This is a genomic window from Acidiferrobacter sp. SPIII_3 (genome assembly GCF_003184265.1).
Lineage (GTDB): Bacteria > Pseudomonadota > Gammaproteobacteria > Acidiferrobacterales > Acidiferrobacteraceae > Acidiferrobacter.
In genome coordinates, this window is record NZ_CP027663.1 from 2,910,212 (window position 1) to 2,933,708 (window position 23,497).

General features: G+C 65.0%; 25 protein-coding genes and 1 pseudogene. 5 read left to right on the forward strand and 21 right to left on the reverse strand.

Going from position 1 to position 23,497, the window contains the following annotated elements; all coding sequences use genetic code 11:
- Nucleotides 1-5: 5 nt before the first annotated feature.
- Nucleotides 6-1,466, reverse strand: coding sequence for a nitrogenase molybdenum-iron protein alpha chain (gene nifD, locus C4901_RS14805; RefSeq protein ID WP_110137985.1), 1,461 nt, complete (start codon nt 1,464-1,466; stop codon nt 6-8).
- 53 nt (nt 1,467-1,519) lie between these two features.
- Nucleotides 1,520-2,404, reverse strand: a complete 885-nt coding sequence (gene nifH / locus C4901_RS14810) for a nitrogenase iron protein (protein ID WP_110137986.1) — start codon at nt 2,402-2,404, stop codon at nt 1,520-1,522.
- Between the two features lie 410 nt (nt 2,405-2,814).
- Here nifH and C4901_RS14815 point away from each other — a divergent pair, with 410 nt between their 5' ends.
- Complete coding sequence (locus C4901_RS14815; protein WP_145960750.1) at nt 2,815-3,240, forward strand: hypothetical protein; 426 nt, start codon at nt 2,815-2,817, stop codon at nt 3,238-3,240.
- 24 nt (nt 3,241-3,264) lie between these two features.
- On the opposite strand, the gene C4901_RS14820 is transcribed toward C4901_RS14815, so the two are convergent.
- The 9 genes from C4901_RS14820 to nifB are packed head-to-tail and all read right to left on the reverse strand — an operon-like array spanning nt 3,265 to nt 9,516.
- A complete protein-coding gene (locus C4901_RS14820; RefSeq protein WP_110137988.1) occupies nt 3,265-4,113 on the reverse strand; it encodes an SIR2 family protein in 849 nt (282 codons plus the stop codon).
- A gap of 53 nt (nt 4,114-4,166) precedes the next feature.
- Entirely contained in the window at nt 4,167-5,276 is a 1,110-nt protein-coding gene (locus tag C4901_RS14825) for a DegT/DnrJ/EryC1/StrS aminotransferase family protein (RefSeq protein WP_110137989.1), read from the reverse strand.
- Nucleotides 5,273-5,530 carry a hypothetical protein gene (locus tag C4901_RS14830; RefSeq protein WP_110137990.1) on the reverse strand — a complete coding sequence of 86 codons (258 nt, stop codon included), beginning with the start codon at nt 5,528-5,530 and terminating at the stop codon, nt 5,273-5,275. Before C4901_RS14830 ends, C4901_RS14825 begins: the two co-directional genes overlap by 4 nt.
- A 4-nt stretch (nt 5,531-5,534) precedes the next feature.
- Nucleotides 5,535-5,747, reverse strand: coding sequence for a putative nitrogen fixation protein NifT (gene nifT / locus C4901_RS14835; protein WP_110137991.1), 213 nt, complete (start codon nt 5,745-5,747; stop codon nt 5,535-5,537).
- 29 nt (nt 5,748-5,776) lie between these two features.
- Entirely contained in the window at nt 5,777-6,934 is a 1,158-nt protein-coding gene (locus tag C4901_RS14840) for a cysteine desulfurase family protein (protein WP_110137992.1), read from the reverse strand.
- Nucleotides 6,935-6,985: 51 nt separating this feature from the next.
- A complete protein-coding gene (locus C4901_RS14845; protein WP_110137993.1) occupies nt 6,986-7,282 on the reverse strand; it encodes a nitrogen fixation protein NifZ in 297 nt (98 codons plus the stop codon).
- A 46-nt stretch (nt 7,283-7,328) separates the two neighbouring features.
- On the reverse strand, nt 7,329-7,685 hold the full coding sequence (locus C4901_RS14850; protein ID WP_168185756.1) for an iron-sulfur cluster assembly accessory protein: 357 nt from the start codon (nt 7,683-7,685) through the stop codon (nt 7,329-7,331).
- Nucleotides 7,686-7,705: 20 nt separating this feature from the next.
- A complete protein-coding gene (locus tag C4901_RS14855) occupies nt 7,706-7,948 on the reverse strand; it encodes a 4Fe-4S dicluster domain-containing protein (RefSeq protein WP_240611882.1) in 243 nt (80 codons plus the stop codon).
- Between the two features lie 14 nt (nt 7,949-7,962).
- Nucleotides 7,963-9,516, reverse strand: a complete 1,554-nt coding sequence (nifB, locus tag C4901_RS14860; protein ID WP_110137996.1) for a nitrogenase cofactor biosynthesis protein NifB — start codon at nt 9,514-9,516, stop codon at nt 7,963-7,965.
- Nucleotides 9,517-9,953: 437 nt separating this feature from the next.
- Here nifB and erpA point away from each other — a divergent pair, with 437 nt between their 5' ends.
- Nucleotides 9,954-10,349, forward strand: coding sequence for an iron-sulfur cluster insertion protein ErpA (gene erpA / locus C4901_RS14870; RefSeq protein ID WP_110137998.1), 396 nt, complete (start codon nt 9,954-9,956; stop codon nt 10,347-10,349).
- 51 nt (nt 10,350-10,400) lie between these two features.
- Here erpA and C4901_RS14875 read toward each other — a convergent pair whose 3' ends face one another.
- The 9 genes and pseudogenes from C4901_RS14875 to iscU form a co-directional block, all read right to left on the reverse strand.
- The gene (locus tag C4901_RS14875; RefSeq protein ID WP_168185757.1) at nt 10,401-12,257 is read right to left on the reverse strand and encodes a bifunctional diguanylate cyclase/phosphodiesterase; all 1,857 of its coding nucleotides are present in this window, start codon (nt 12,255-12,257) and stop codon (nt 10,401-10,403) included.
- Nucleotides 12,258-12,624: 367 nt separating this feature from the next.
- A complete protein-coding gene (locus C4901_RS14880) occupies nt 12,625-12,912 on the reverse strand; it encodes a ferredoxin family protein (protein ID WP_110138000.1) in 288 nt (95 codons plus the stop codon).
- Complete coding sequence (locus C4901_RS14885) at nt 12,909-14,207, reverse strand: FAD-dependent monooxygenase (RefSeq protein ID WP_110138001.1); 1,299 nt, start codon at nt 14,205-14,207, stop codon at nt 12,909-12,911. Before C4901_RS14885 ends, C4901_RS14880 begins: the two co-directional genes overlap by 4 nt.
- A 16-nt stretch (nt 14,208-14,223) precedes the next feature.
- The gene (locus tag C4901_RS14890; RefSeq protein ID WP_110138002.1) at nt 14,224-15,321 is read right to left on the reverse strand and encodes an electron transfer flavoprotein subunit alpha/FixB family protein; all 1,098 of its coding nucleotides are present in this window, start codon (nt 15,319-15,321) and stop codon (nt 14,224-14,226) included.
- Nucleotides 15,318-15,761, reverse strand: a complete 444-nt coding sequence (locus tag C4901_RS14895) for a hypothetical protein (protein ID WP_110138003.1) — start codon at nt 15,759-15,761, stop codon at nt 15,318-15,320. The genes C4901_RS14890 and C4901_RS14895 overlap by 4 nt, the downstream gene beginning before the upstream one ends.
- A 36-nt stretch (nt 15,762-15,797) precedes the next feature.
- A pseudogene (locus C4901_RS14900) lies at nt 15,798-16,288 on the reverse strand (nitrogen fixation protein FixA); the annotation flags it as partial.
- Nucleotide 16,289: 1 nt separating this feature from the next.
- Nucleotides 16,290-16,652 (reverse strand): nitrogenase-stabilizing/protective protein NifW, encoded by a 363-nt coding sequence (gene nifW / locus C4901_RS14905; protein ID WP_110138004.1) that lies wholly within the window; start codon nt 16,650-16,652, stop codon nt 16,290-16,292.
- Nucleotides 16,649-17,794, reverse strand: coding sequence for a homocitrate synthase (gene nifV, locus C4901_RS14910; RefSeq protein ID WP_110138005.1), 1,146 nt, complete (start codon nt 17,792-17,794; stop codon nt 16,649-16,651). The genes nifW and nifV overlap by 4 nt, the downstream gene beginning before the upstream one ends.
- A gap of 343 nt (nt 17,795-18,137) precedes the next feature.
- On the reverse strand, nt 18,138-18,545 hold the full coding sequence (gene iscU, locus C4901_RS14915) for a Fe-S cluster assembly scaffold IscU (protein WP_110138006.1): 408 nt from the start codon (nt 18,543-18,545) through the stop codon (nt 18,138-18,140).
- 425 nt (nt 18,546-18,970) lie between these two features.
- Between iscU and nifA the strand changes: the two genes are divergently transcribed.
- From nifA to C4901_RS14930, 3 genes are all read left to right on the forward strand, one after another.
- On the forward strand, nt 18,971-20,584 hold the full coding sequence (gene nifA, locus C4901_RS14920) for a nif-specific transcriptional activator NifA (protein ID WP_110138674.1): 1,614 nt from the start codon (nt 18,971-18,973) through the stop codon (nt 20,582-20,584).
- Nucleotides 20,585-20,778: 194 nt separating this feature from the next.
- A complete protein-coding gene (locus C4901_RS14925) occupies nt 20,779-21,411 on the forward strand; it encodes a hypothetical protein (RefSeq protein WP_145960751.1) in 633 nt (210 codons plus the stop codon).
- An 82-nt stretch (nt 21,412-21,493) separates the two neighbouring features.
- Nucleotides 21,494-21,868, forward strand: coding sequence for a hypothetical protein (locus C4901_RS14930; RefSeq protein WP_205736048.1), 375 nt, complete (start codon nt 21,494-21,496; stop codon nt 21,866-21,868).
- A gap of 662 nt (nt 21,869-22,530) precedes the next feature.
- Here C4901_RS14930 and C4901_RS14935 read toward each other — a convergent pair.
- A complete protein-coding gene (locus C4901_RS14935) occupies nt 22,531-23,403 on the reverse strand; it encodes a DMT family transporter (RefSeq protein ID WP_205736049.1) in 873 nt (290 codons plus the stop codon).
- Nucleotides 23,404-23,497 lie beyond the last annotated feature (94 nt).

A 23,497-nucleotide genomic window follows, 5' to 3' on the forward strand; every position in this document is an offset into this window, starting at 1 on the left:
CCGGGCTATTGCCCCGCATTCCAGGGGGCCTTGGTGAGACCCCACACCGGGTTGTTGATCGCCATGTCCATGTCGCGGGCGAAGATCGCGAAACCGTCGTAACCATGGTAGGGGCCCGAGTAATCCCAGGAGTGCATCTGGCGGAAGGGCACGCCCATCTTCTGGAAGACATACTTCTCCTTGATCCCAGAGCCCACGAGATCCGGCTGCAGGCGATCGACGAACTTCTCGAACTCGTAGCCGGTCACATCGTCGTAGATCAGCGTGCCGTCCTTCACGTAATGGGTGGTGCGCTGATAGTCGTCGTTGTGCCCGAACTCGTAGCCCGTTCCGATGACCTCCATGCCGAGATCCTCGTAGGCACCTATGACATGGCGCGGCCTCAACCCACCGACATAGAGCATGACCTTCTTGCCTTCGAGGCGCGGTTTGTATTTGGCGATGACCGCGTCCATGAGCGGCTGGTACTTGGCGATGACGCGCTCCGCCCCTTCCTTGATGCGGTCGTCGAAGTGGCTGGCTATGGCGCGCAGCGACTCGGCCACCTTCGATGGGCCAAAGAAGTTGTACTCCACCCACGGGATGCCGAACTTTTCCTCCATGTAGCGGGAGATGTAATTCATGGAACGATAGCAATGCAGGATGTTGAGCTTGGCCTTGGGGGTATTCTCGAGTTCGGCCAGGCTCCCGTCTCCAGACCACTGGGCGATCACGCGAAGCCCCATCTCCTCCAGCAGGATGCGCGACGACCAGGCATCGCCCCCGATGTTGTAATCACCGATGATGGCCACGTCATAGGGTGTGCCCTCGAAGGGTACTACCTTGTCCGCGCCCTTCTCGAAGACCCAGTCCCGGACCGCGTCGTTGGCGATGTGATGACCCAGGGATTGCGACACCCCGCGGAAGCCCTCGCAGCGCACCGGCACTATGGTCTTGCCGTCGTACTCCTTGGACTTCTTCTTGGCGACCGCCTCGATGTCGTCGCCGATAAGCCCTATGGGGCACTCGGATTGAATGGTGATGCCGTGGTTCAGCGGGAACAGGGTCTGGATCTCGTCTAGGATCTTGTCGAGCTTCTTGTCGCCGCCGAAGACGATGTCCTTTTCCTGGAAGTCGGACGTAAACTGCATGGTCACGAAGGTATCTACGCCGGTGACGCCGATGTAATAGTTGCGCCGCGCCGCCCAGGAGTATTGACCGCACCCGACCGGGCCGTGGGATATGTGGACCATGTCCTTGATGGGCCCCCACACGACGCCCTTGGAGCCCGCGTACGCGCAGCCGCGGATCGTCATGACGCCCGGCACCGACTTGATGTTGGATTTCACGCCGCAGTCGGGCTTGTCGCCCTCATAGACATTCAAGTGCTTGGCACGCTTCTTGGCGGTTTTCTCCGGATAAACCGAAAGCGCCTCCGAGATGACCTCGGAATTGCGGGCCCTTACTTCGTCTGGTGTCAGATCCATAGCGAACTCCTGTCAGTGCGGCCGGGGCGGAACCCCGGCCGGCGTCAACGCCCTCAGGCCACCGCGCACTCGGCGGCCGACTTGCCCACGATGGACTCGTCCACCGCCTTCATGATGCCGTGCTCCATGAGCAGATCCTCGAGCTCGTCCATGGTGATCGGCGTGGGGATGGTGCCCTTGCCCACGTTTTCGTGGATCTTGGCGGCCAAGGTCCGATACTCATCGGCCTGCTTGGAATCAGGCGCGTACTCCAGGACCGTCATGCGCCGCAGCTCGGCATGCTGCACGACGTTGTCGCGCGGCACGAAATGAATCAGCCTGCTGTTCAGCTTCTTTGCCAACGACTCGGCGAGCTCATACTCCTTGTCGGTCTGGCGCTCATTGCAGACGAGGCCGCCCAGGCGCACGCCGCCTGAATTGGCATACTTCAGAATGCCCTTCGAGATGTTGTTGGCGGCATACATGGCCATCATCTCGCCGGACATCACGATATAGATCTCCTGGGCCTTGTTCTCGCGGATCGGCATGGCAAAGCCGCCGCACACGACATCACCCAACACATCGTAGGAGACATAGTCGGCACCGTCATAGGCGCCCTCCTCCTCGAGGAAATTGATGGAAGTTATGACACCCCGGCCGGCGCAGCCGACGCCCGGCTCCGGGCCACCGGACTCCACGCAACGGATGTCCCGGTAGCCGATCTTCATGACGTCCTCCAGCTCCAGGTCCTCGACGCTGCCGGCGGAGGCCGCAAGGCTCAGGATCGTGTCCTGGGCCTTGGCGTGCAAAATGAGACGCGTCGAATCGGCCTTAGGATCGCACCCGACGATGAGGATCTTCTGGCCCATCTCGGCGAGCGCCGCCAAGGTGTTCTGGGAGGTCGTCGACTTGCCGATGCCACCCTTGCCATAGAAAGCGATTTGTCGTAATCCCGTCATTTCCGATCTCCTTATGTAGTAACATTCTTCGTGGCGTTGGTTTCCCAATCCGTTTCAAGGGGCCGCATACCTCGCGGCACCCAACGAACTTCATGAAAGCGGCCGCATCCGGGCCTTAACTCCTGGCATCCGAAGACGACGTGCCGTACGGGCGAGTCAGAGCAAATGCCGTGCCAGCGGCGAAGTCACGGGAAACGGCCGTTTTGGGCGCAACGCGTGTCGCGCTTGCGACAAACCCTGCGCGCGAATGTGGGAGTTGTCTCAAAGCCAACAGAAACGCGACCCAAAGGGCGCATGACCGATGGCGTCCGTCGTGAGGATTCTGCGGGGCATGCGAAGGGCGGCGGCCGATCGCGCGCGGGAATGAAAATTGCTGCGGTACTTGCCATGGCATCCCCTGGGACCGCGACATGCAAATTGGCGTAACGAGTGACGAGGCCGTGACGAACCGCTGTGTATTCGTGATTCACGGCTGCGAGATCAGCCGCGCCGCCTTGCAACTCATCCTGCAAGACGAGTACGAGACCCATGAATGGTCAACGATCGACCAGGCGCTCGCGCGCCTGCGCGAACGCCGGCCGGACCTTTTGATCATCGGCGCGGGCGAGTTGGGCGCGACCGAAGCGGGCGTCATGGATGGTATCCGCAAGGCGAGCCCCGGGACGCGCATACTGGTGGTGGTCGACGCCGCCGCCGGCGCGGAACCCGGGGGGTGGCAAGCGGCGGGCACTCATGGCCTCCTGTCCCAACCGCTCACCGTGGAGACCGTGCGCCGCAAGGTGCGCCTGGCCTTGGGCCTGCGCGCGGTGCTTGCCATAGGCGTGGAGGCAGGCTAGGCCGGACGCGCCGAGCCTCCCTGGTCACGAGGCCGCGGATGCCTGGAGCGCGGGCTTCAAATCCGCAAGCGCGTGCGCGAAGGCGGCGAGATCCACGATAACTGGCGTTATCGACTGCTCGGTCAGGAAGCGGGACTCGTTGCGCGTCAAGGTGCCCGGCAATACCGCCCAGTGCGGCCCGCGCGAGCGCTTCATGATCTGGCGCGCGAAGGCCCGCTCGAGCTGGGTCGTGAAGCGGCAGCCGAGAAACAAAAAGCCACGATCCTGGCGCAGCGTCTGCAACTCCCGGGGAATCGGCGTCTGGATGTCGATCTCGGTCAGGACCTCGACGAAGTCCGAGTCCGATACCAGGAAATTGCACGAAGGATTGAGGGCGCCGAACGGCTCGTAGACGAGTGTCGCCCACGAGGCACCGTCGGCGCGGTCCACGCGCGTGCCATCATGCCGGAAATAATGAACCCACGTGCCGTAATGCTCGGCCTGGCTGACCGCCTGCACCAGGCCCCAATCGTCCCCCCGCGCCGCCAAGCCGGCGCGGACGAGGTCGTCGTACCAGGCGTGCACTATGAGCGGAAACCCGGATGCCGCGAGCCAGCCGTGCAGGGCGTTGGGCGCGGCGTGCCCGGCGAACGCATCGCGCATCAGGGTGTTCACGGTCTTGCGATGTTTGAAGTTCTCGATGAACTGGGCGGCGGCGGTGAGATTGGCGCGAATCTTGTGCGGGACCGCGGCGCGCGCCACGAGCCGCGAGACCAGCGCCTCGGGGGTCGCCGGGAGCGGGCAGGCGGGATCGAGCGCGAGCACCCCCGGACCTATGTAGGGAATGAGCCGGCCCACGGCCAGGGCCTCGTACAGATCGCCGGGAATGATCATGGTTGCGGACTCCTTTTCATTAGTAACGGCGCGCGACAGGCGCGCGGCCCCTCTCAAAGATAAATCGCCGATCCCGCACCGACATTGATGGAGGCATCCTTCAAGGTCTCGACGATGAGCGCTATGTCCTCCTCGGCAAGCTCGGCATGGAATGGAAGCACGATGCCGCGATCCGCGATCTTGTCGGTGATCCCGCACCCGGCCCCCGAAAAACCCTTCTGCCGGCAGTGAATATCCCGATAGAGCGGGGTTGCGTAGGGACGCGCCTCGATGCCATCCGCGCGCAGATCGCAGACGATGGCGTCGCGTGCCTGCCGACTGAAACGGGCGCCCAGATGGACGAGAAACGTAAACGGATGGTGGGCCGTGACGCGCGGTCCGGTGTACGGATCCTTGATGCCCTCGAAGGAACGGATATAGCGGGCATAAAGCGCCGTGACGCGGGTGCGCGCGGCGAGCATGGCCTCCAGACGCCCCCATTGCGCATGCAGCAAGGCCGCCGTGAGGGCGCTCATGGGGGCGTGGGGACCGCCGGCCGGGCCCTGGCGCAGCGACTCCACCAGCCGTGTGTCGTCGGTCAAGACCAGGCCCCCGGCACCGCACGCCACCGGCCCGCGGGCGCGGAAATCGAAAAGGCTCGCGTCGCCGAAACGGCCTACGGGCGTGCCATCGTAAGCTGAGCCCAGCGCCTCCGTCGAATCCTCGATGAGCAGAAGGCCATGGCGCCCGGCCACGGCGCGTAATGCCTCCCAATCCGCGGGATGACCGTTGGTGTTGGCAGCCAGGATCGCCCGCGTCGCCGGTCCAATTCTGGCGGCGGCCTTTTCCGGATTGAGGGTGCCGGACCAGTAGTCGATATCGGCGAACACGGGTGAGGCGCCGACCTGCCAGATCACGCGCGCGATCTCGTGCCATGAATAGGCCGGGACGATGATCTCATCGCCCGGCCCGATGCCGTAGGCCTTGAGAATGCCCTGAAGCCCGCAGGCGGCATTGGCGAATGCCAGCGCATGGCGCCTCCCGAGGGCGGCCGCGACGTGGGTCTCGAGGGCCGCGATCGCCGCTTCTTGAAGGGCCGGGCCTTGGCGCGCCACGGCGTGCAGGCGCTCGCGATCGGCGGGCGTGACATCCCAGACCTCGGCGCGGATCTTGAAATCGCTCATGAGCGCTCACGCGCGGCGATCAGGACCCCCGTGGCCGCCCCCAGGTCGGGCGTCAGGGACACGCAGTGGTCGCGTCCATCCATGAGGTAGACGTCGGTCGTGGGCGTGACCCGGAAGGGCCGGCTGCCCGCCATGTCCAAGGCGTCGCAGCGCACGAAGGCAAGCCCCGGGAAGTCGCGTCGCAGCGCCGGCAGCGATGGTCCGTCCTCGGCGTCGAGGAGGACCTGCAGGCGGGCCCAATCGGATTCGTTCACGGTTTTATGCCTCTCCGATGCGCCGGGCCTCGACTGTGATCGGCAGCGCGGTCTCCGCCGCCAGCGCCGGCAGTTCCAGCTGCCAGCCGTTGGCAAGCGTGACGCGGCCACCCCACATGGCCGCCAGCTCCATGGCCACGATCGGCTCCTCGAGATCCTTCTTGGCAACATAGGCGGACAGCACCCCGTCGCGGTTTTTGCGAATCATGACCTTCATTTCGTGTCTCCTTGCATCCTCGTGCCTCTCTACGCCGCGCGCGCGGCTACCTCGCCCAGGATGCCGGGGAGCAGGGTCAAGACCCGCTCGACGCAAGCCCCTGTGTTATAACGCCCAAACGAAAAGCGGATCGCCCCCAGGGCCGCGCGCCGCTCGAGCCCCATGGCGGTCAAGACGTGCGACGGCTCGCGCCCGCCGGCCGCGCACGCCGCCCCCAGGGAGACGGCCACGCCATGACGATCGAGGGCGTCCATGATTTGTTCGCCATCCAACGTCCCGAAACCGACATTGCTGGTATTGGGCAAGCGCGGCGCCCCGGCCCCATGGATCCTGGCCGCGGGGAAGCACGCGATGATGCCCCGCTCAAGGTCGTCGCGCAGCCCACGCACACGCCGGGCCTGCACCTCCAGATCCTCGCGGGCCAGCGCACAGGCGCTCCCGAAACCCACGATGGCCGGCAGGTTTTCGGTCCCGCCGCGCATCCGCCGCTCCTGGTGTCCCCACAGAAGCGGCGCAATTCTGAACCCCTTGCGCACGAACAGCGCCCCGGCCCCGGGAGGTCCGTGCAGTTTATGGCCGGACAGGGACAACATGTCGACCGGTACTTGTGTCACATCGATCGCGACTCGGCCGGCCGCCTGTACCGCGTCCACATGGAATGGCACACCCGACGCACGGATCGTCTCGGCGATGGCCGCGATCGGAAACAACACGCCGGTCTCGTTGTTGGCCCACATGAGCGTGACGAGCGCGGTATCGGGCGCGAGCGCGGCGCGTACCGCCTCGGGATCGAGCCTGCCTTCCGTGTCGACCGGGACACGGGAGATGCGAATCCCCGTTTCCTCCAGGTGGCGCAGCAGCATCAGCGTCGAGGGGTGCTCGACCGTGCTCGTGACGATATGTCTTCGGTGCGGGTACCGGGCAAGGACGCCGAGGATGGCCGTATGGTTGGCCTCGGTGCCGGAGCTCGTGAACACGATCTCCTGCGGCCGCGCGCCTACGAGCGCCGCGATCTCGCCGCGCGCCTCCTGAAGAAAACTCTTGGCACGCAGGCCGGCGGCATGCCTGCTGGACGGATTGCCGATACCAGGCCGCAGGCAGGCGAGCATGGCCTCCAGGCACTCACGGGCCACCGCCCCGGTGGCGTTATTGTCGAGATAGATATCGGCCGCCGCTTTTTCGGTCATCGTCCAAAATCCCTCGTCACCGCCCCCGGAATACCGACCGGGGCGCGCGACTCAACACCCCACGTCCGCGCCGTCGACGGGCCTCATGCCCTCGAGCTCCCGCGCCTTCATGCCCACCCGATAGCCGTTGGCCACGAAATCCACGCCGTAGATATAGAACTGCTGCAAAAAGGTCCCGATGCTCGTCACATAACCCTCATCACCCTTCTTCACGAGGATGTCGCCTATGTCCTTTCCAGGGAAGGTGCCGTCGTTACGCACGGTCTTACGCGAGCGGACCTTCTGCCCGTACTCGAATTGTGGTGGCCCGTTCAACTCCACCGTGTCGCTGTCCCGATTGATCTTCACCTTGAGTCTCCTTTGGGTCCCTGCGCGACGGATCCGTACGACCTCTTCAGAAACCGCGCCTTAGCCGACTGATATCGACGACCGCCGCTCCCTCGCCAGCGGTCGAACAGCCGCAGCCGCCACCCTTCGGATCGAGGACCGTGAAACCCGAGGAATGGGGTGTGTCCGAAAAATCCAGGGTGCAGCGGTCCAGCAGCTCCTGGGTCGGGGGTGGCATATGGATGGAGAGGCCCTCATGCTCGACCGTCACATCACCCTCGAATCCCGAGGCCTCGACGCTGAACTCGACACTCGTCCCGGAACAGCCACCGGGGGTGGCGAGCAAGCGGATCCCGGATGAGGGATTGCCGCTCATGCGCAGCAGGCGACGCATGAACTTGAGCGCGGATGGAGTAATCGTCATGCACATGATTATTCGCCTCTTCAAGCCTGATAACGCGGGACGCTTTTGTCGATCACGCAAGTGTCCTCGACCGGGCACACCGCCACGCATTGCGGATCATCGAAATATCCGACACACTCCGTGCACTTCTCGGGCTTTATGATGTACGTGCCATCCTTTTCCCGGATGGCATTGTTGGGGCATTCGGGTTCGCAGGCCGAACAGGCCGTGCACTGCGAGCTTATGATCTTGTATGGCATCGTTGTCTCCTCGTGTCTTTGGATATCGTCATGCGAGTTCAGGCGGCGACGTACGCGCCCTGGCGGATCGCCGCGTCGCCCTTAAGGATGGGCGTGATCTCGCCTTTCTCGATCCGGTCTATGTAGCCTTTGTAGTAGGCGATGGCCGCGGCGTCTATGAACTCATGCGCACACGAGTCGACCGGCTCTATTCCCGCCTCCTTCAAGGTCGCGCGCGGGCAGCCGCCGATCTTGGCGACAAGCACCGCCGTGCAGTCGTTCAGCGCGCGGATGATGGTCGGCAGCGTGTCCTCCTCGCCGTAGCCGCCCTGGCAGTACAGATCCACGCGGCGGTGGCCCACGAACTTGGCGCCCATGGCGCTCACCTCGTAGACCTGGAACTCCTTGGCATGTCCGAAGTGTTCATTCACACGTCCCTCGCCCTTCGTGGCCACCGCCACCAGGATCGCGATATCGGCGCCCCGGTCACGGACACCCGCGAGTTCCGCCTCCCTGGCGGCGACCTTCTCGTGCCTCTGGTCCTCCACCGCCTCTTGATAGGCGCGGCGCGCCGCGCCGTCATAGGCGAGATCCATCTCCATGACCTTTTCGGTGGTGAACTCCGATGACCGGTCCTCGCCCAACAGGCCCACGGCATCCGCCCGGCACTGCCGGCAGTGACGCATCATGTTCATCTGGCCCTCGCAACGGTCCTGCAGGGCCTTCAGTTCCTGGGCGGTGGGGCCCCGTTGCCCGGCAAGACCGAACACCGTCCCGTGCTCGGGCGCGGAGATGAGCGGCATGATGTTGTGCAGGAACGCGCCGCGCGACTTCACGGCCTTGTTGACCAAGACCAGGTGCTGATCGTTGATCCCCGGAATCATGACCGAATTGACCTTGCAGAGGATGCCGCGCTCGGTGAGCATCTCCAGGCCCTGCATCTGCCGCTCGTGGAGGATCTGGGCGGCCTCGCGTCCGACATAGCGCTTATGCCGGTAATAGATCCAGGGGTAGATCCGGGCGCCGATGTCCGGGTCGACCATGTTGATGGTGATGGTCACATGATCGACGTTCAGGTCCTTGATCCGGTCGATATAATCGGGGAGCGCGAGCCCGTTTGTCGACAGACAGAGCTTGATGTCCGGGGCCTCGCGCGCAATGAGTTCGAAGGTCTTGAAGGTCTTTTCGGGATTGGCCAGCGGATCGCCGGGGCCGGCGATGCCAAGGACGGTCATCTGCGGTATGGCGCTCGCCACGGCCAGGGTCTTGCGCGCGGCCTGCTCTGGGGTCAGGCGCTCGCTCACCACGCCCGGACGCGATTCGTTGGCGCAGTCATACTTGCGATTGCAATAGTTGCACTGGATATTGCAGGCGGGCGCCACCGCCACATGCATGCGCGCATAGTGATGGTGCGCCTCCTCGCTGTAACAGGGGTGATTCTTGACCTTCTCCCAGACGCCCGGGGCCATGTCCTCCGGCGCCATGGACGATCCACAGCTGGCCTTGCCGGCGCCGCCGGAGGCCCCACACCCCTTATGGTCAAGAGTGGGCGAGGCGGTTGCGTCCGAAGAGGCTTGCGGCGGCAGTGCATCCCAATACCCTTTTGACTCCATGAAAAGGCTCCTCTGATGGTGGACGAAAACCCGGATCGCAACGGCCCCCCTGTCCATGACACGGCGCGTTCGCCCCTCTCCGAGCAAACGCCGTGCCAGCGTCGATCGTGGCGGCCAAGGGCGCGGCGATGCGTCGCTATGCGGGGACGCCACGCGACATGTATGTCGCGTTAGCGACAGATTCGGACAAAACCGCCGGGATTCGTCGCTGATGCGACACGAGATCACGCGCGGCGGCGGCCACCCGTCGCGCGGCAAGGGATGGCGTGGGGCGATTTCACGGTGCTCGCGCGTGCGGCCGGGGCGCGGCGATGCGCGTGGCATGGGACTTGCTTTTCATCAAGTCGCGTGCCCGGCCCTTGCGCAATGCAAGGAACATGCGCGCGCGGTAAGGCGGTGGGTTGCGCCGCGCCCTACGATCATCGGACGGAGGTGACATGACTCGCACGGCATTGAAAGAGATCGCGGCCCCCATCGAGGCGACGGGGGCCGTGGGCGGAATAGAGGATCCCATTACGGTAAGCGCGAGCGCGCTCGAAAAGATGCGCGCCCTCATGGGTGAGGAAGGTCAGAGCCCGCTTTACCTGCGCATATGGGTGGGCGGCGGCGGTTGCGCCGGATTCCAATATGGCTTTTGCTTCGAGGGGGCCACAGAGCCCGGGGACCGGGTCATCGAGAAGGATGGCGTCCAGGTGGTCATAGACCCGCTCAGCCTGCCGTATCTCACGGGCGTCGAGATCGACTACCGGGACGACCTGAAGGGGGCGCGCTTTATCGTGAAGAACCCCAACGCGCGCACCACCTGCGGCTGCGGTAACTCGTTTTCCGCCTGAGCCGCGACCGATAACGGGTGGTTTTGCCCATACGGGCGCCCGCGCCGCGCGTCAGCGGGCCGCGTCGCGCCGCTCCTCATAGGCCCGGCACCAGCCCGGGAGATCGTCCGCGGACATGGGGCGGGCGATGGCATAGCCCTGCACGCACAGGCAGCCCAGACCACGAAGGAGTTCCAGGTGGCGATCGGTCTCGGCCCCTTCGGCCACGACCTCGAGCCCCAGGAGATGGCCTGCGTGCGCGACCGCAGAGACGATCGCGTAGTCCTTGGGGTCATGGGCCATGTCGCGGACGAAGCTCCGATCGATCTTCAGGGTTTGCGCGGGCAGCTTCTGCAGATAGGTGAGCGAAGCCGACCCGGTCCCGAAGTCATCGAGCGCCACGCGCAGCCCGAGCGCCAGACAGGCGTGCAAGGTCTGATGGACGCAGCCGAGATCCCGCAGGGGCGCGGACTCGGTTATCTCGATCTCGAGCGCCGAGGCCACGAGCCGGGGGTGACGCGCAAACATCGCGCGCACGTCCCCGAGAAAGCCCGGATCGAGCAGGTATGCGGCACTCACGTTGACCGAGATGCGTAACGGCAGACCTTCGGGGGTGCGCACCCCGGCCATTATCCAACGCTCGGCGTGCGCGGCCGCGGTCTCCAGGACATGGCGTCCGAGGGCGCAGGCCAGCGCGCCGGAATCGAGCACACCGGCGAAGGCCTCCGGCGCCAAAAGGCCGTACTCGTCATGCCGAAGCCGCAGCAAGGCCTCGGCGCCCACGATCGGTCCATCGATGCGCACGATCGGCTGGTAATACAGGACCATGCGGTTATCGCCCAGCGCCGAGCGCACCATGTCGCGCATCTTGAGACCTTGATGGGCGGCCTCCTCGAATTCCACACTGTGGACTCGGTATTGATCACGGCCCCCGGCCTTGGCCGCGTAGAGCGCGAGATCGGCGTGACGCATGAGGGTATCGGCGTCGTTGTCATCGAGCGGAAACACCGTGACGCCGAGGCTTCCCGTGATGGCAAGGCCCGGCACCGCCGATGGCACAGGCCCGGTCTCGCGCAGGACCTTAAGCAGGCGTTCGCACAGGACCTCGAGATCGTTGAGGCAGGGTATATCGACGAACAAGAGGGCGAACTCGTCGCCGCCGATCCGGGCCAGTGTGTCGCCGGGACGCAAAAAGGACTGTATGGCCCTGCCGACCCGCCGCAAGAGGGCATCGCCCGCGGCATGTCCGTCCCGATCATTGACGAGCTTGAAGCCGTCGAGATCGAGCAATGCCACCCCGAGGAGACGCTCCATGCGGCGCGCGTGGGCGCAGGCATGAATGAGGCGGTCGAGAAACAGCGCGCGATTCGGCAATCCTGTGAGCGGATCGCGCAAGGCGAGCGTCCTTAGGGTGAGGGTGAGGTCGCCGAGATTCGTGAACGCCGAGAACGACTCGAGACCGACCCTCGCGAAGAAGCCCGGCTCGCGCGCGCCCACGACACCGATCCCCTGCGCGGGGGCCGCGCCGAACGGAAACAACACGAAGTCGACTGCGTCGTGGCCGGCTACCAGCCACGCCGGCGCGCGGGGATCATCGGCGTGATACAAACGCACGCGCCGGGCGCGCGCGATGGCCCACAACAAGGCCGCCTGCCCGCGCGTGATCCGCGGATCCGGGGCACGGGCCCCCGCCGAGAACTCGGGGCGCAACTCATCGGCGTGCTCATCGAGGACAACATAGTACGCGAACGTAATGGCGGGACTGGCCGCGACCAGACCCGTGCAGATACGCCGCAATAGCGGCCCGGCCCGGGGGCCAGCGGCGAGCGGCAGGGCCAGGACGTCGATCAAAACCTGCAGGATGGCCAGACGCTCGGCCTCGGCGGTCCTATCCCCGGAGGGCGCGTGCGTCTGTTCGTATTCCGCCATAACCCCCCTTTCATCACCATGACTCCGCCCCCTCCCTGGCACGCAACGCAGACCTCCCGCTGGCCCGCCACCTGCCCGCAGCCGCCCTCGTTGCGGACGATATCCCGGCATTCCCGCGGCATGCGCGTCGTGCCGGCGGCCCCCACCGGGTCCGTGATCTTCCGGCACGGCGCCGCGACCGGGCCTTGACCTGGGACAAGCCAGTTAGTGTATTACCATATACTGATTGCATGGCGGGCGGCTTTTCGCCCTCGAGGGACGCAGGGGATCCGCGCCGCGACCGCGGTCGGACGGTCGCCGGCGGGCCACGCCACGGGGCGCCGGGCACCGGTGCGCGTACCGGCCATCGGCCGGCGCCCCCGGATCGTTAGCCGAACTTGAACAATATCCCATAACCCCCGCGCGGGTATTCCCAGCGGACGTTGCGGTGTTCACCGCAGATCACCCGGCAAGTCCCGCACTCCAGGCATCCATCGGTGATCAGCGTCACACGCCCGCCGTTGTCCTCGGCGTAGCAGCCGGCCGGACAGCAAAAGGTGCAGGGCTTGTCCTGGCAGTGAACGGCGCAGACGTCGGGGTCGGCGATTTCGATATGCGATCGTCCGGCATCCACGCGATAGCGGTTTTGGAAGAGCTTTTCTTCTATGCGTATCATTCGAATGCCCTCCACAGCCTGAAGGCGTCGGCGAACAACCCGAGGGTCGTGCGCGCGCGGGTGAATTTCTTGCGGATGGAACGCTCCTTGGTTTTTTTGTCGACGCCATCGACGGTCAACAAGGTATGTGCCGCCTGGCTCACGAGATTGGGGTAGGCGGTGAAGAACTGGCGGTTCCTGTCCATGATATCAGGCACATCCTTGTATTTTTTGAGGTCCTTCATGACAAAACTCTCGTCCAGGATCTTGCGGTAACGCGCCAGGTTTTGCGCGGTCATGGGCTTGCCTTGGGCCTTCAGATCGATGACCGTCTCGGCCGCGAGCCGCCCGGTGGTCATGGCCAGGTTTGATCCCTCGCGGTGCACGGCGTTCACGAACATGCCGGCATCGCCGACCATGAGCCATCCATCGCCGTAGACTGCGGGGATGGCCTTATAGCCGCCCTCGGGGATCAGGTGCGCGGTGTATTCCTTCATCTCGCCACCCGCGAGCAGCGGCCGTATGGCGGGATGCGCCTTCATCTGCTCGAGCAGGGCATAAGGCGCGACCCCGCTCTTCTTGAAGTCCGAAAGCAGGCAACCAACGCCGACGGTCACCGACTCCTTGTTCGTATACAAGAAGCCCGTACCCACCATGCCCTGGGTGATCTTGCCGGCCATCTCGATGACCACGCCCTCCGTGCCTTTGATGTTGAACCGCTCCTCGATGGTCGATTCCGGGAGAAAGTGGATCTCCTTTACGGCCAATGCCACATCCCGGGGCTTCAACTCCTCGTGAAACCCGGCCTTGCGCGCGAGCAGCGAGTTCACGCCATCGGCGAGGACGACGATATCGGCATAGACGGAGCCGTTCTCACGATCGGTGCGCACCCCCACCACCCGGCGTCCGTCCATGTGCAGGTCGAGCACGGTGGTCTCGCATACGACCAACGCCCCGGCCTCCCGCACCTTTTGCGAAAACCAGCGGTCGAATTGAGAGCGGATGATGGTATAGCGATTATAGGGGGGCTTGCTGAAATCCTCCGACCGGTAGGTGCCGCCGGTACAGGACTCGTCGTCCAGAACCCAGACGCGCTGCTCTATGACATGGCGTTCGAGTGGCGCATCCTCCCGGAAATCCGGGATGATCCGCTCCAGGGCATCGGAATACAGGATCGCCCCCTGGACATTCTTGGATCCCGAATACTCGCCGCGCTCGATCTGCAAGACCTTGAGGCCGGCCTTGGCCATGGTATAGGCGGCGGCATTCCCAGCCGGCCCCGCACCCACGACAATGGCATCAAAATGCTCGGACATAAACCCTCCTTTGCGGTCAGCAGGCCTGCTTGCGGGCCTGTAAATGCTCTGTGAACGCCTGGGTCAGGGCCGGCAGGATGGTCATGGCGTTGCCGACGATGCCGTAGTGCGCGAAATCGAAGATCGGGGCGTTGGCGTCCTCGTTGATGGCGATGATCACATCCGATTTATCCATGCCGACCCGGTGCTGCACGGCCCCCGAGATGCCAGCCGCGATATAAAGCCGCGGGCGCACGGTCTTCCCCGACTGCCCGACCTGACGATCGGCGCCGACCCAGCCGGCCTGGATGACCGGCCGGCTGGCGCCCACCTCGGCGCCAAGCACGCGCGCCAAGTCCTGGATGAGGCGGAAGTTCTCCTGGCGCTTCATTCCCCGCCCACCGCTCACGATGATGTCGGCGAACGGCAGGTTGGCCTCGGCGACCCGAGCATCGGGAATGAACTCCAGGACCTTGGTGATGATCGACTCTTCGGCCAAGGCCACCGGATACTCTATGACGCGTCCCGTGCGCCCCGTGTCCGCCAAGGGCGTGGCCATGACGCGCGGGCGTATGGTTGCCATCTGCGGGCGGTAATTCAGTGTCACGATCGTACACAACAGGCTGCCGCCGAACGTCGGGCGGGTGGCCGCGAGCCCGCGGTTCTCGGGATCGATCGCAAGCCCCGTGCAGTCGGCCGTGAGTCCGGTCTTCATGGTCGTGGCCACGGCTCCGGCGAGATCACGCCCGAGCGTGGTCGCGCCGAGCAACAGGATCTCCGGACAGTAGCGATTGACGAGCTCGGTAAGGACGGCGGTATAGGGGGCGTTGCGGTAATCCTTCAGGGCCGGATGGCAGGCGAGATAACAAAGGTCCGCGCCATGGTGGATTGCCTGATCGCAGAACCCGCGCACGGCGCCATCCGGCGGACCGAGCAGCACCGCGGCGAGCTCCACCTTGAGGGCATCGGCGAGCTTGCGGCCCTCGCCGAGCAGCTCCCAGGAGACCGGATGGACCTGACCGCGCTCATATTCGACGAATACCCAGACGCCCTTGTAGCCGGCGAGGCGTTCGTCAAGCTTCTGAACACGGCGCCCGGCGGGGCGCGGGGTCGGGGCTTTTGGTGTGACTGTCATAAGGATCTCCCGTCGGGCTCAAGGGAAGGGTTGATGGCGAGTGCCACGTCCGGATGCCGGGACAGGAGCTTGGCGACCAGGGTCGCCGCCAGGTCCACCGGCTGTCCGCTTTGTGTCTCGATGATCTCCGCGCGGCGATTGGTGGGGGTCGGCGCAAACACCTTGGAGACCGCAGTCGGCGAGCCTTTCAACCCGATCTTGGTGACATCCTCGATATGGGCATCGTCCTTGCTCCAGATCGTGAGCCGGTGACGCTCCGCGCGAAACATATCGGCGAGCGAGGCAAAACGCATCTCGTTGATGCCCTCCAGCACCGTGATGAGTGCCGGCAACCGGGTCTTCAAGACCTGCACGCCACCCTCCGACCGCCTGTGCACGACGATCTCCCGGGCCGCCAGATCGAGGGAGACGATCTTGCTCACATAGGTCAACAACTGCATGTCGAGGCGGGTGGCGATCCCCGGCCCTCCGACCGCCTGTGCACGACGATCTCCCGGGCCGCCAGATCGAGGGAGACGATCTTGCTCACATAGGTCAACAACTGCATGTCGAGGCGGGTGGCGATCCCCGGCCCGACCTGCGCGGTATCGCCGTCTATGGTCTGCTTGCCGGCAAACACGAGGTCGATCGGCAGATCCTGATGGACCTGGCGTATGGCCGCCGACAGGGCGTAACTCGTAGCCAGCGTATCGGCGCCGGCGAATGCGCGATCGGTCAGCAGGATCGCCTCGTCGGCGCCGAACGCCAGCGCCTTGCGCAGCGCCGCCTCGGCCTGGGGCGGCCCCATGCACAACACCGTGACACGCGCGCGGTAGCGATCCTTCAGGCGCAGCGCCTCCTCCAGGGCATAGAGATCGTAGGGGTTGACGATCGCCGGGACCCCTTGACGCATGATCGTGTTGGTGACCGGATGCACGCGGATCTGCGCGCTGTCGGGCACCTGTTTGATGCACACCAGGATATGCATATCACTCCCCCTTGGGACGCGTGGCAGAGACGCGCTGAATGGCCGTGACCGCGACCTGCGGCGTCGGGTCCTGAAACACCCGGAACACCTTCTCGGCCTGCGCGCTGGAGCGCGCGAAGTCGGCATGGGATCTGGCGAGCAGCGATGCACACAGGGCGCGCAGGCCCTCGCGGTCGGCGGGCGGGTCATCGAGGGCGGTCGCCAGATATTGACGGAAGCGCTTTAAGATATGGAGGCGGTTGACGTTCACGACGTGTCGGTCATAGGGTACCGCGAAGTATTCAAAAAACTCCTCGGCGGCCGACAGCGCGGCCAACTCGCGAAACAGCCACTGGCTTTCAGATCCCTGAGACCGATCCTTCATAAAGTCGCCCCCGCCAGCCCGAGGCTCCGGGTTTGGCCCAGAAAGTCATGCAGATCCTGATCGCTCGGCGAGGTCTTGGTGCGAATCGCGTGCGCCCGGACCAGGGCCACGATGCGGCGCGCCTGCTCACGGCTCAAGGCGATGCCAAGCTTGTCATAGACATGGGTCACGGCCCGCGAACCCGAATATTTCCCGAGCACGATGCGATGCGATCGCCCGACCTCCGCCGGGTCGAACCCCTGATAGGTGCGCACGTCCTTCAGAAGTCCGTCGACATGGATGCCGGCCTCGTGGGTAAACACCGCATCCCCCACCACGCTCTTCTGCGGAGGGGCCGGGCGACCCGAGGCTTGGCCGACGAGCCCCGAGATCGCCGGCAGCTGCGTCATGTCGATGCCGGTCGTGCGCCGATAGATCACATGAAGCGCGAGCACCACCTCCTCCAGGCTGGCGTTGCCGGCGCGCTCGCCCAGGCCATTGACGGTGGTATTGACGCAGCGCGCACCGGCCAACACCGCCGCCAGGGTATTGGCCGTGGCAAGACCCAGATCATCGTGGGCATGCATCTCGATCGGCAGATCGCTATGGCGCACGAGCGCACCGATGCGTTCGCGGGTGGTGAACGGATCCAGCACCCCCAGGGTATCGGCAAATCGCAGGCGCCAGGCGCCGGCCTTCTGCGCCACCTCCGCCACGCGGCACAAAAAGTCCGGATCGGCGCGCGAGGCATCCTCGGCGCCGACCGACACCCTCATCCCCCGATCCACGGCCATCCCCACGAAACGCGTCACGGTCTTTAGCACCCACGCGTGGCTGCGTTTCAGTTTGTGCTGAATATGAATGTCCGATACCGGAATGGACAGATGGACGAGGACGTTACCGCACAGGCTCGCGGCATCGAGGTCGGCGGGACACATGCGCGCCCAGACCATGGGCCGGGCGCGCAGGCCGAGCGCGCCGATCGCGCGGATCGTCTCGCGCTCCTCGGGACCGAGAATCGGTATGCCGACCTCCATCTCGGCGATGCCGGCCTGGTCCAGGGCGCAGGCGATGGCGATCTTCTCCTCGGCGCTAAAGACCACGCCCGCGGTCTGTTCGCCGTCGCGCAAGGTGGTGTCATTGATGCCTACCGTAAGATCCATGGCGCAATCCCTCAAAACCGTTCGCAAACCCTAATAGCAAGGGCCATGCCAAGGACCGGGATGCCTGGAAACCGCGACAACGATGGGGTTCGCGCCGCGGCAGACGACACGTTGTGGGCTTTGCGACCAGCCTGTTTGTCGGTAACCCGACAGTGGGGGACGCGAAACGACTTGAAATCCCGGTCACAGACGAGATCGCGAGCGCGGGCCCGCGGCCTTGGTCGGGATGGGCGCCGGTGACGACCGGCCGTGAAGAGCGCAGGCTCGGCACGACCATGGGAGCGGCGCATGCGCGCCGCTCCCATGGTCCGCGGGACTAAAGGCAGGTGGCAAGCGGCCGTTCTTAGGCGGCGCGCTCGGCGCCGGGCGAGAGCGCGTGCTTGGCGCGGTAGTCCGCGACCGCGGCGCGTATGGCATCCTCGGCCAAGACCGAGCAGTGGATCTTGACCGGCGGCAACGCCAGTTCATCGGCTATCGCCTGGTTTTTGATCGCCAAAGCCTCCGCCAGGGTTCGCCCTTTCAACCACTCGGTGGTAAGGGAGCTGGCGGCGATCGCGCTCCCGCAACCATAGGTCTTGAACCGCGCCTCGGTGATGACACCGCCATCGTCCACGCGGATCTGCAGGCGCATGACGTCCCCGCAGGCCGGCGCCCCGACCATGCCGGTTCCGATGGCCTCATCGTCCTTGTCGAATCCTCCGACGTTGCGGGGATTTTCGTAATGATCGAGCACCTTGTCGCCATAGCTCATAGCCGTTACCTCCGAATATGCGATGCAGGGATCGCGCGTCCCCTTAGGCGGGGCCCGGTGGGACCTGCGGATCGGCGGCGATCGCCGCGCCCGGTGCCACAATGCCGTCCGCAGGCCCCACCCCTGGTCAGCAACTCTCATGCCACCCGAAAGATCAGGCCCGGCCCCGGCGTATCTGTCTGGTACACGACGATACCCGTACAAAATGTCTGTGTTTGTCGTATAGCCGACAATCCCGCCGGAGGCACGACCGGCTGGGCCGGGGCCGTCTATCGGCGTGCGTGACCGCCGGAGGCGCGGGCCAAGGCATTTGATGGAGGCAGCAACAAGACCTATCGACGTGTCTTGCAAACGGTACGTAAATTGCCTGATGTGGCGCTAGAATGGGAAACGAGGGGTGCCCGATGCATGATGGGGATGGTGTCATGACCAAGCGGCCAGAGGCCAACGCAACAACACAAGTGCTCGCCATGTACGAGATCAGCAAGGCCCTCAACTCCTGCGCCGACCTGGCCAAGAACCTGCGGGCCACCCTCGAAATCCTGGCGTCCTATCTGCACATGCAGCGTGGCATGGTGGCGCTGGTGCAGGACGACGGGGCGCTGCAGACGGTGAGCGCGCATGGCCTGAGCCGCCAGGAGAAAGACCGCGGACGCTACCTGAAGGGCGAAGGCATCATCGGGCGGGTGCTGAAGACCGGTCTGCCCATGGTCATACCGGACGTGGCCGACGAGCCGTTGTTCTTGAACCGCACGCAATCACGGGATCTGGGCGAAGGGCAGGCGATCGCGTTCATTTGCGTGCCGATCAAGATGGGCCGCGAGACGGTCGGGATATTGAGCGTGGACCGCGAGGCCGATGCCCCCCAGCGATCCACGCGCTTTGAACAGGACGTTCGCTTCCTGAAGATGGTCACGATCCTGATCGGACACGCCGTAAAGCAAAGCCGCGTGATCGCCGCGGAACGCGCCGCGCTGCTGTCGGAAAAACAGCGCCTCGAGACCGCCTTGAAGGGTCGCTACAGCATCGACAACGTGATCGGCCATGGCAAACGCATGCAGGAGGTGTTCGCGGAGGTCCACAAGGTGGCGCCGGGGCGCGCCACCGTGCTTTTGCGCGGCGAATCGGGCACCGGAAAGGAGATGATCGCGCGCGCCATCCATTACCTGAGCCCGCGCAAGGATAAGCCCTTCATACGCGTCAATTGCGCGGCACTCACCGAGACCCTGCTCGAATCCGAACTCTTCGGTCACGAAAAAGGCGCCTTCACCGGCGCCTCGCAGGAGCGCAAGGGGCGCTTCGAGTCCGCGCATGGCGGTACACTCTTCTTGGATGAGATCGGTGAGATCTCGCCGGCCTTCCAGACGAAGCTCTTGCGCGTGCTCCAGGAGCGCGAATTCGAACGGGTCGGCGGAAACAAGTCGATCCGGGTCGATGTGCGCCTGATATGCGCCACCAACCGCGACCTGGAGGCGGCGGTCACCGATGGCACATTCCGCGAAGACCTCTATTACCGCATCAATGTCGTAGCCATCTTTCTGCCGCCCTTGCGCGAACGCCATGAGGACATCCCGTTTCTCGTCGAGCATTGCCTCGATAAATTCAACCGGGAGAACGGCCGGCAGGTACGCATGGCACCCGAGGCGATGCGCATCCTCTTGCGATGCAATTGGACCGGAAATGTGCGCGAGCTCGAGAACTGCGTGGAACGCTCCGCGACCATGGCGCAGGGCGATGTCATCGAACTCCCGGACCTTTCCTGCCAGCAGGGGAAATGCTTTTCGGGGGTCCTGCAGGAGGGCTGGGCGGCGAAAGGCGGCACGCAGCACCCCTTGTCGCGCGTGGACGCGCGGGCGGGCGTGTCGGCCGCGGGGACCGCGCCCGCCCCACCGCCCGCGGGCTCCGAGCGCGAACGCCTGATCTGGGCCCTCGAGCAGTGCGGGTGGGTGCAGGCGAAGGCCGCGCGCCTGCTCAATCTCACCCCCCGGCAGGTCGGCTACGCCCTGAAGAAACACGCCATCCCCCTGCGCCGCCTGTAGTCACCCGATGCCGGAAGACAGGGCCTCGCACACACAAGCCCTGTCGTGACACGGACAGGGCGTGGGCAAGAAGACCCGGTGCGGCCGGGCATCGCTTTCTGGTACGGTAATTGCTTGGTACATGGCCTGCGGCCGCAAAGACGGGCGACTAGCGGGGAATTCATGGCAAAACGGCCTGCGCTCGGAGAAGACTCATGACGACCGACAGAGGGGACCGCCGGATGACGGGCGATGCCGATCGGCACGAGGAGTGCGCGCGTTGCAGCGTCCGCCAATGGCCGTGGCCGGCGCGATGTCGTCCGGGGTCCGTGTGCCCGTTTGCGCAGAGCGCCTTCGGGGTCCACCGCTTCTTTCGTCGCAATCCCTTGTTCGGGACCCGTTGCGCCACCCCCGAATGGCCCGAGGGCATCCGGCGGGCCGCGGCCGCCCGCGCCCACCCCTATTACGCCCCCGAACTGCTCCACGACCCGGACCGGCATGTACGCCGCCAGGCGATCAAACGCGCGCCGCTCGATCATGTCTCGCCGCTACGCGAGGACGCCGACGCGGGCGTGCGCGCCGCGGTCGCGCGCCGACTCTTCGGCAGCGACCTCATCATCATGATAGACGACCCGGATGTCATCGTCCGGCGCATCGTGGCGTCGCGTGTCACGACGCACATGCTGCCGCTCATGCTCGGCGATGCCGACCCCCATATCCGGCGGGTCCTGGCGCGACGCATAGATGTGTCCTGGCTCATGGTCCTTGCCGAAGACCCGACGGCCGACGTACGCGCGATCGTGGCCAGCCGACTGCAATGGGTCGCGCCGGCCTCGCGCCCGGATTAGGCCGTGCGCGCGTCCGCCCTCCCCGCCCGGCCGCGCGCAACGGCGAACCGGTCCCCATGGGCCGCCGATCGGGTCGCTCGCCGTGAATGACGCCCGCCACGACGCCAAGGCGCCCATGAATGATCTCGTGGCGCCCCCCATCCACCCCAACGATGTCGATCGGCGGCGCATCCTGCGCCTGCTGAAGAACCGACGTCGCTACCGCTACGTCACGCCCACCGTCCTACCCGGACCCGAGGGCTACATCGTGCGCAGCCCCTGCTGCTCGCGCACGGTCGACAGCGCAGGCGGTGTCATAGATGTCGCCTGGCTGCGCTTTCGTAGCGGCCATAACGTCTGGCATCTCTACCGGCGCGACCACATCACCGACGCCTGGGTGATCCAAAGCGCCCAGCCAAGCCTCGCCGAGGCCGTCGCCGAACTGAACGACGACCCCGCGCGCGTGTACTGGGCGTGAGATGGCTGATCGCCCTGTACCGCCGTCCATTCGCGGTGGCGGATCGAAACGCGCACCCAATCGGCACGCGCACGGGTGGTCAAGGTCTGGGGCGAACGCACAAGGGCGCCGAACATATCAGGCAGGCGCGATGGTTGATGGTCCCGCAAGGCCCCAAAACCGTTGCCTGCAGACCCGTATCGGCCATGTCACCAGGCGCGGGCGAATGCTCAAAAACGTTAGCCGTGGCGTACTGCGCAAGCCACGGGTCGATCCCCTGAGGCGGTCGTTTGGGAGTACACCCGCATCCTGGGGCCGCCGCTACGACATCTTGACTGTGGGTGGGGCGCCCTTGTCCGTGCTCAAGCCACGCATAATGGGCCGGTAACCACCCCGTGGACCGCTACGCGCTTACAGGCGGAGCGCTATGGCGCTTTCCAGAGGGTACCGAACCACCGTCTCCCTGTTCCGGTTATGAAAGATGTCGACGATGATTTTTATACCCACTGTTCGGGGTGTCATGGATTGGGACTCAGGGACTTCCAATATTGTTCGCATAAAGTCTTTATGATCGAAATATCGTCGGGAGTTCTCAAAACATCCGCCAGACTTCAGGTCAACATCGCGCCCCTTCGACCGATCTCGGAGGGATGGGAACGCACCACACGGATCGGGGGACGCCCTTAGCGCGCCGGATCGGTGGCCGCCGCTGTGCTCGGCGCCTGATTGACAAGCCAGATGCCGGCGGCGATCCCGAGCGCGCCGGCGGCCACATGCCAGCCGATGGGCTGGTCCAGGAGCAGCCAGCCGGACAACACACCAAATACCGGAGCGAGAAAGAGATAAGCGCTCACGCGTGCCGGGTCGTTTCGGTGCAGCACATAAAACCAGGCCCCGAACTGCACGATCGAGGCCATGACCACGAGCCATGCGAGGATCGCCGCCGAGGCGACATTCCAGCGAAAATCGGGCGCCTCGAAGACCGCGCCCAGCGTCAATAGGACCAGGCCACCGGTCAGCATCTGGTAGGCATTCAACACCCAGAGGTCCGCAAACCCCTGCCAGCGCTTCATGAGGAGCGTGGCGGCCGCCCAGAAAATCGCCGAGGAAAGGGCCAGGGACACGCCTGGTTTCAACACGAAGCCGCCACCGACCGCCACTGCGAGCCCGGCGAATCCCACGATCACACCCGCCCATTGCCGCGTGCGATACCGGTGACGGAGCAGCACGGAGCCACCCACGACCACAAACAGGGGATTGGCAAAGGTGAGGATGGCCGACTCGCCGGCGGGGATGGTCTTCAGGCTCACGAAGATCGTGCCCATGACACCCGCGGTCTGAAGAAGACCTATGGTGACAACCCGCCCACGATCGCTCCATCGGGCAAGCGGCCGGCGTTTGCGCGCAAACCCGGCGAGCAGCGCGCCGGCCAGGGTGAATCGGAGCCCCGCCAGGAAAAGCGGGGGGGCGTAACGCAGCCCCATTTGTCCAATGGCAAAGGACGAGCCCATGAGCGCGGTCGCCACCAGAAGCCAAACGATATCGCGTGCGCGCACCCGGACACCCCATAAAACGGCGCATCATACCGCGTGCGCGGCCTGCTTCAAATGGACCGGGCTGGAAGGCCGAGTTTTCCGGGACGGCCTTCTC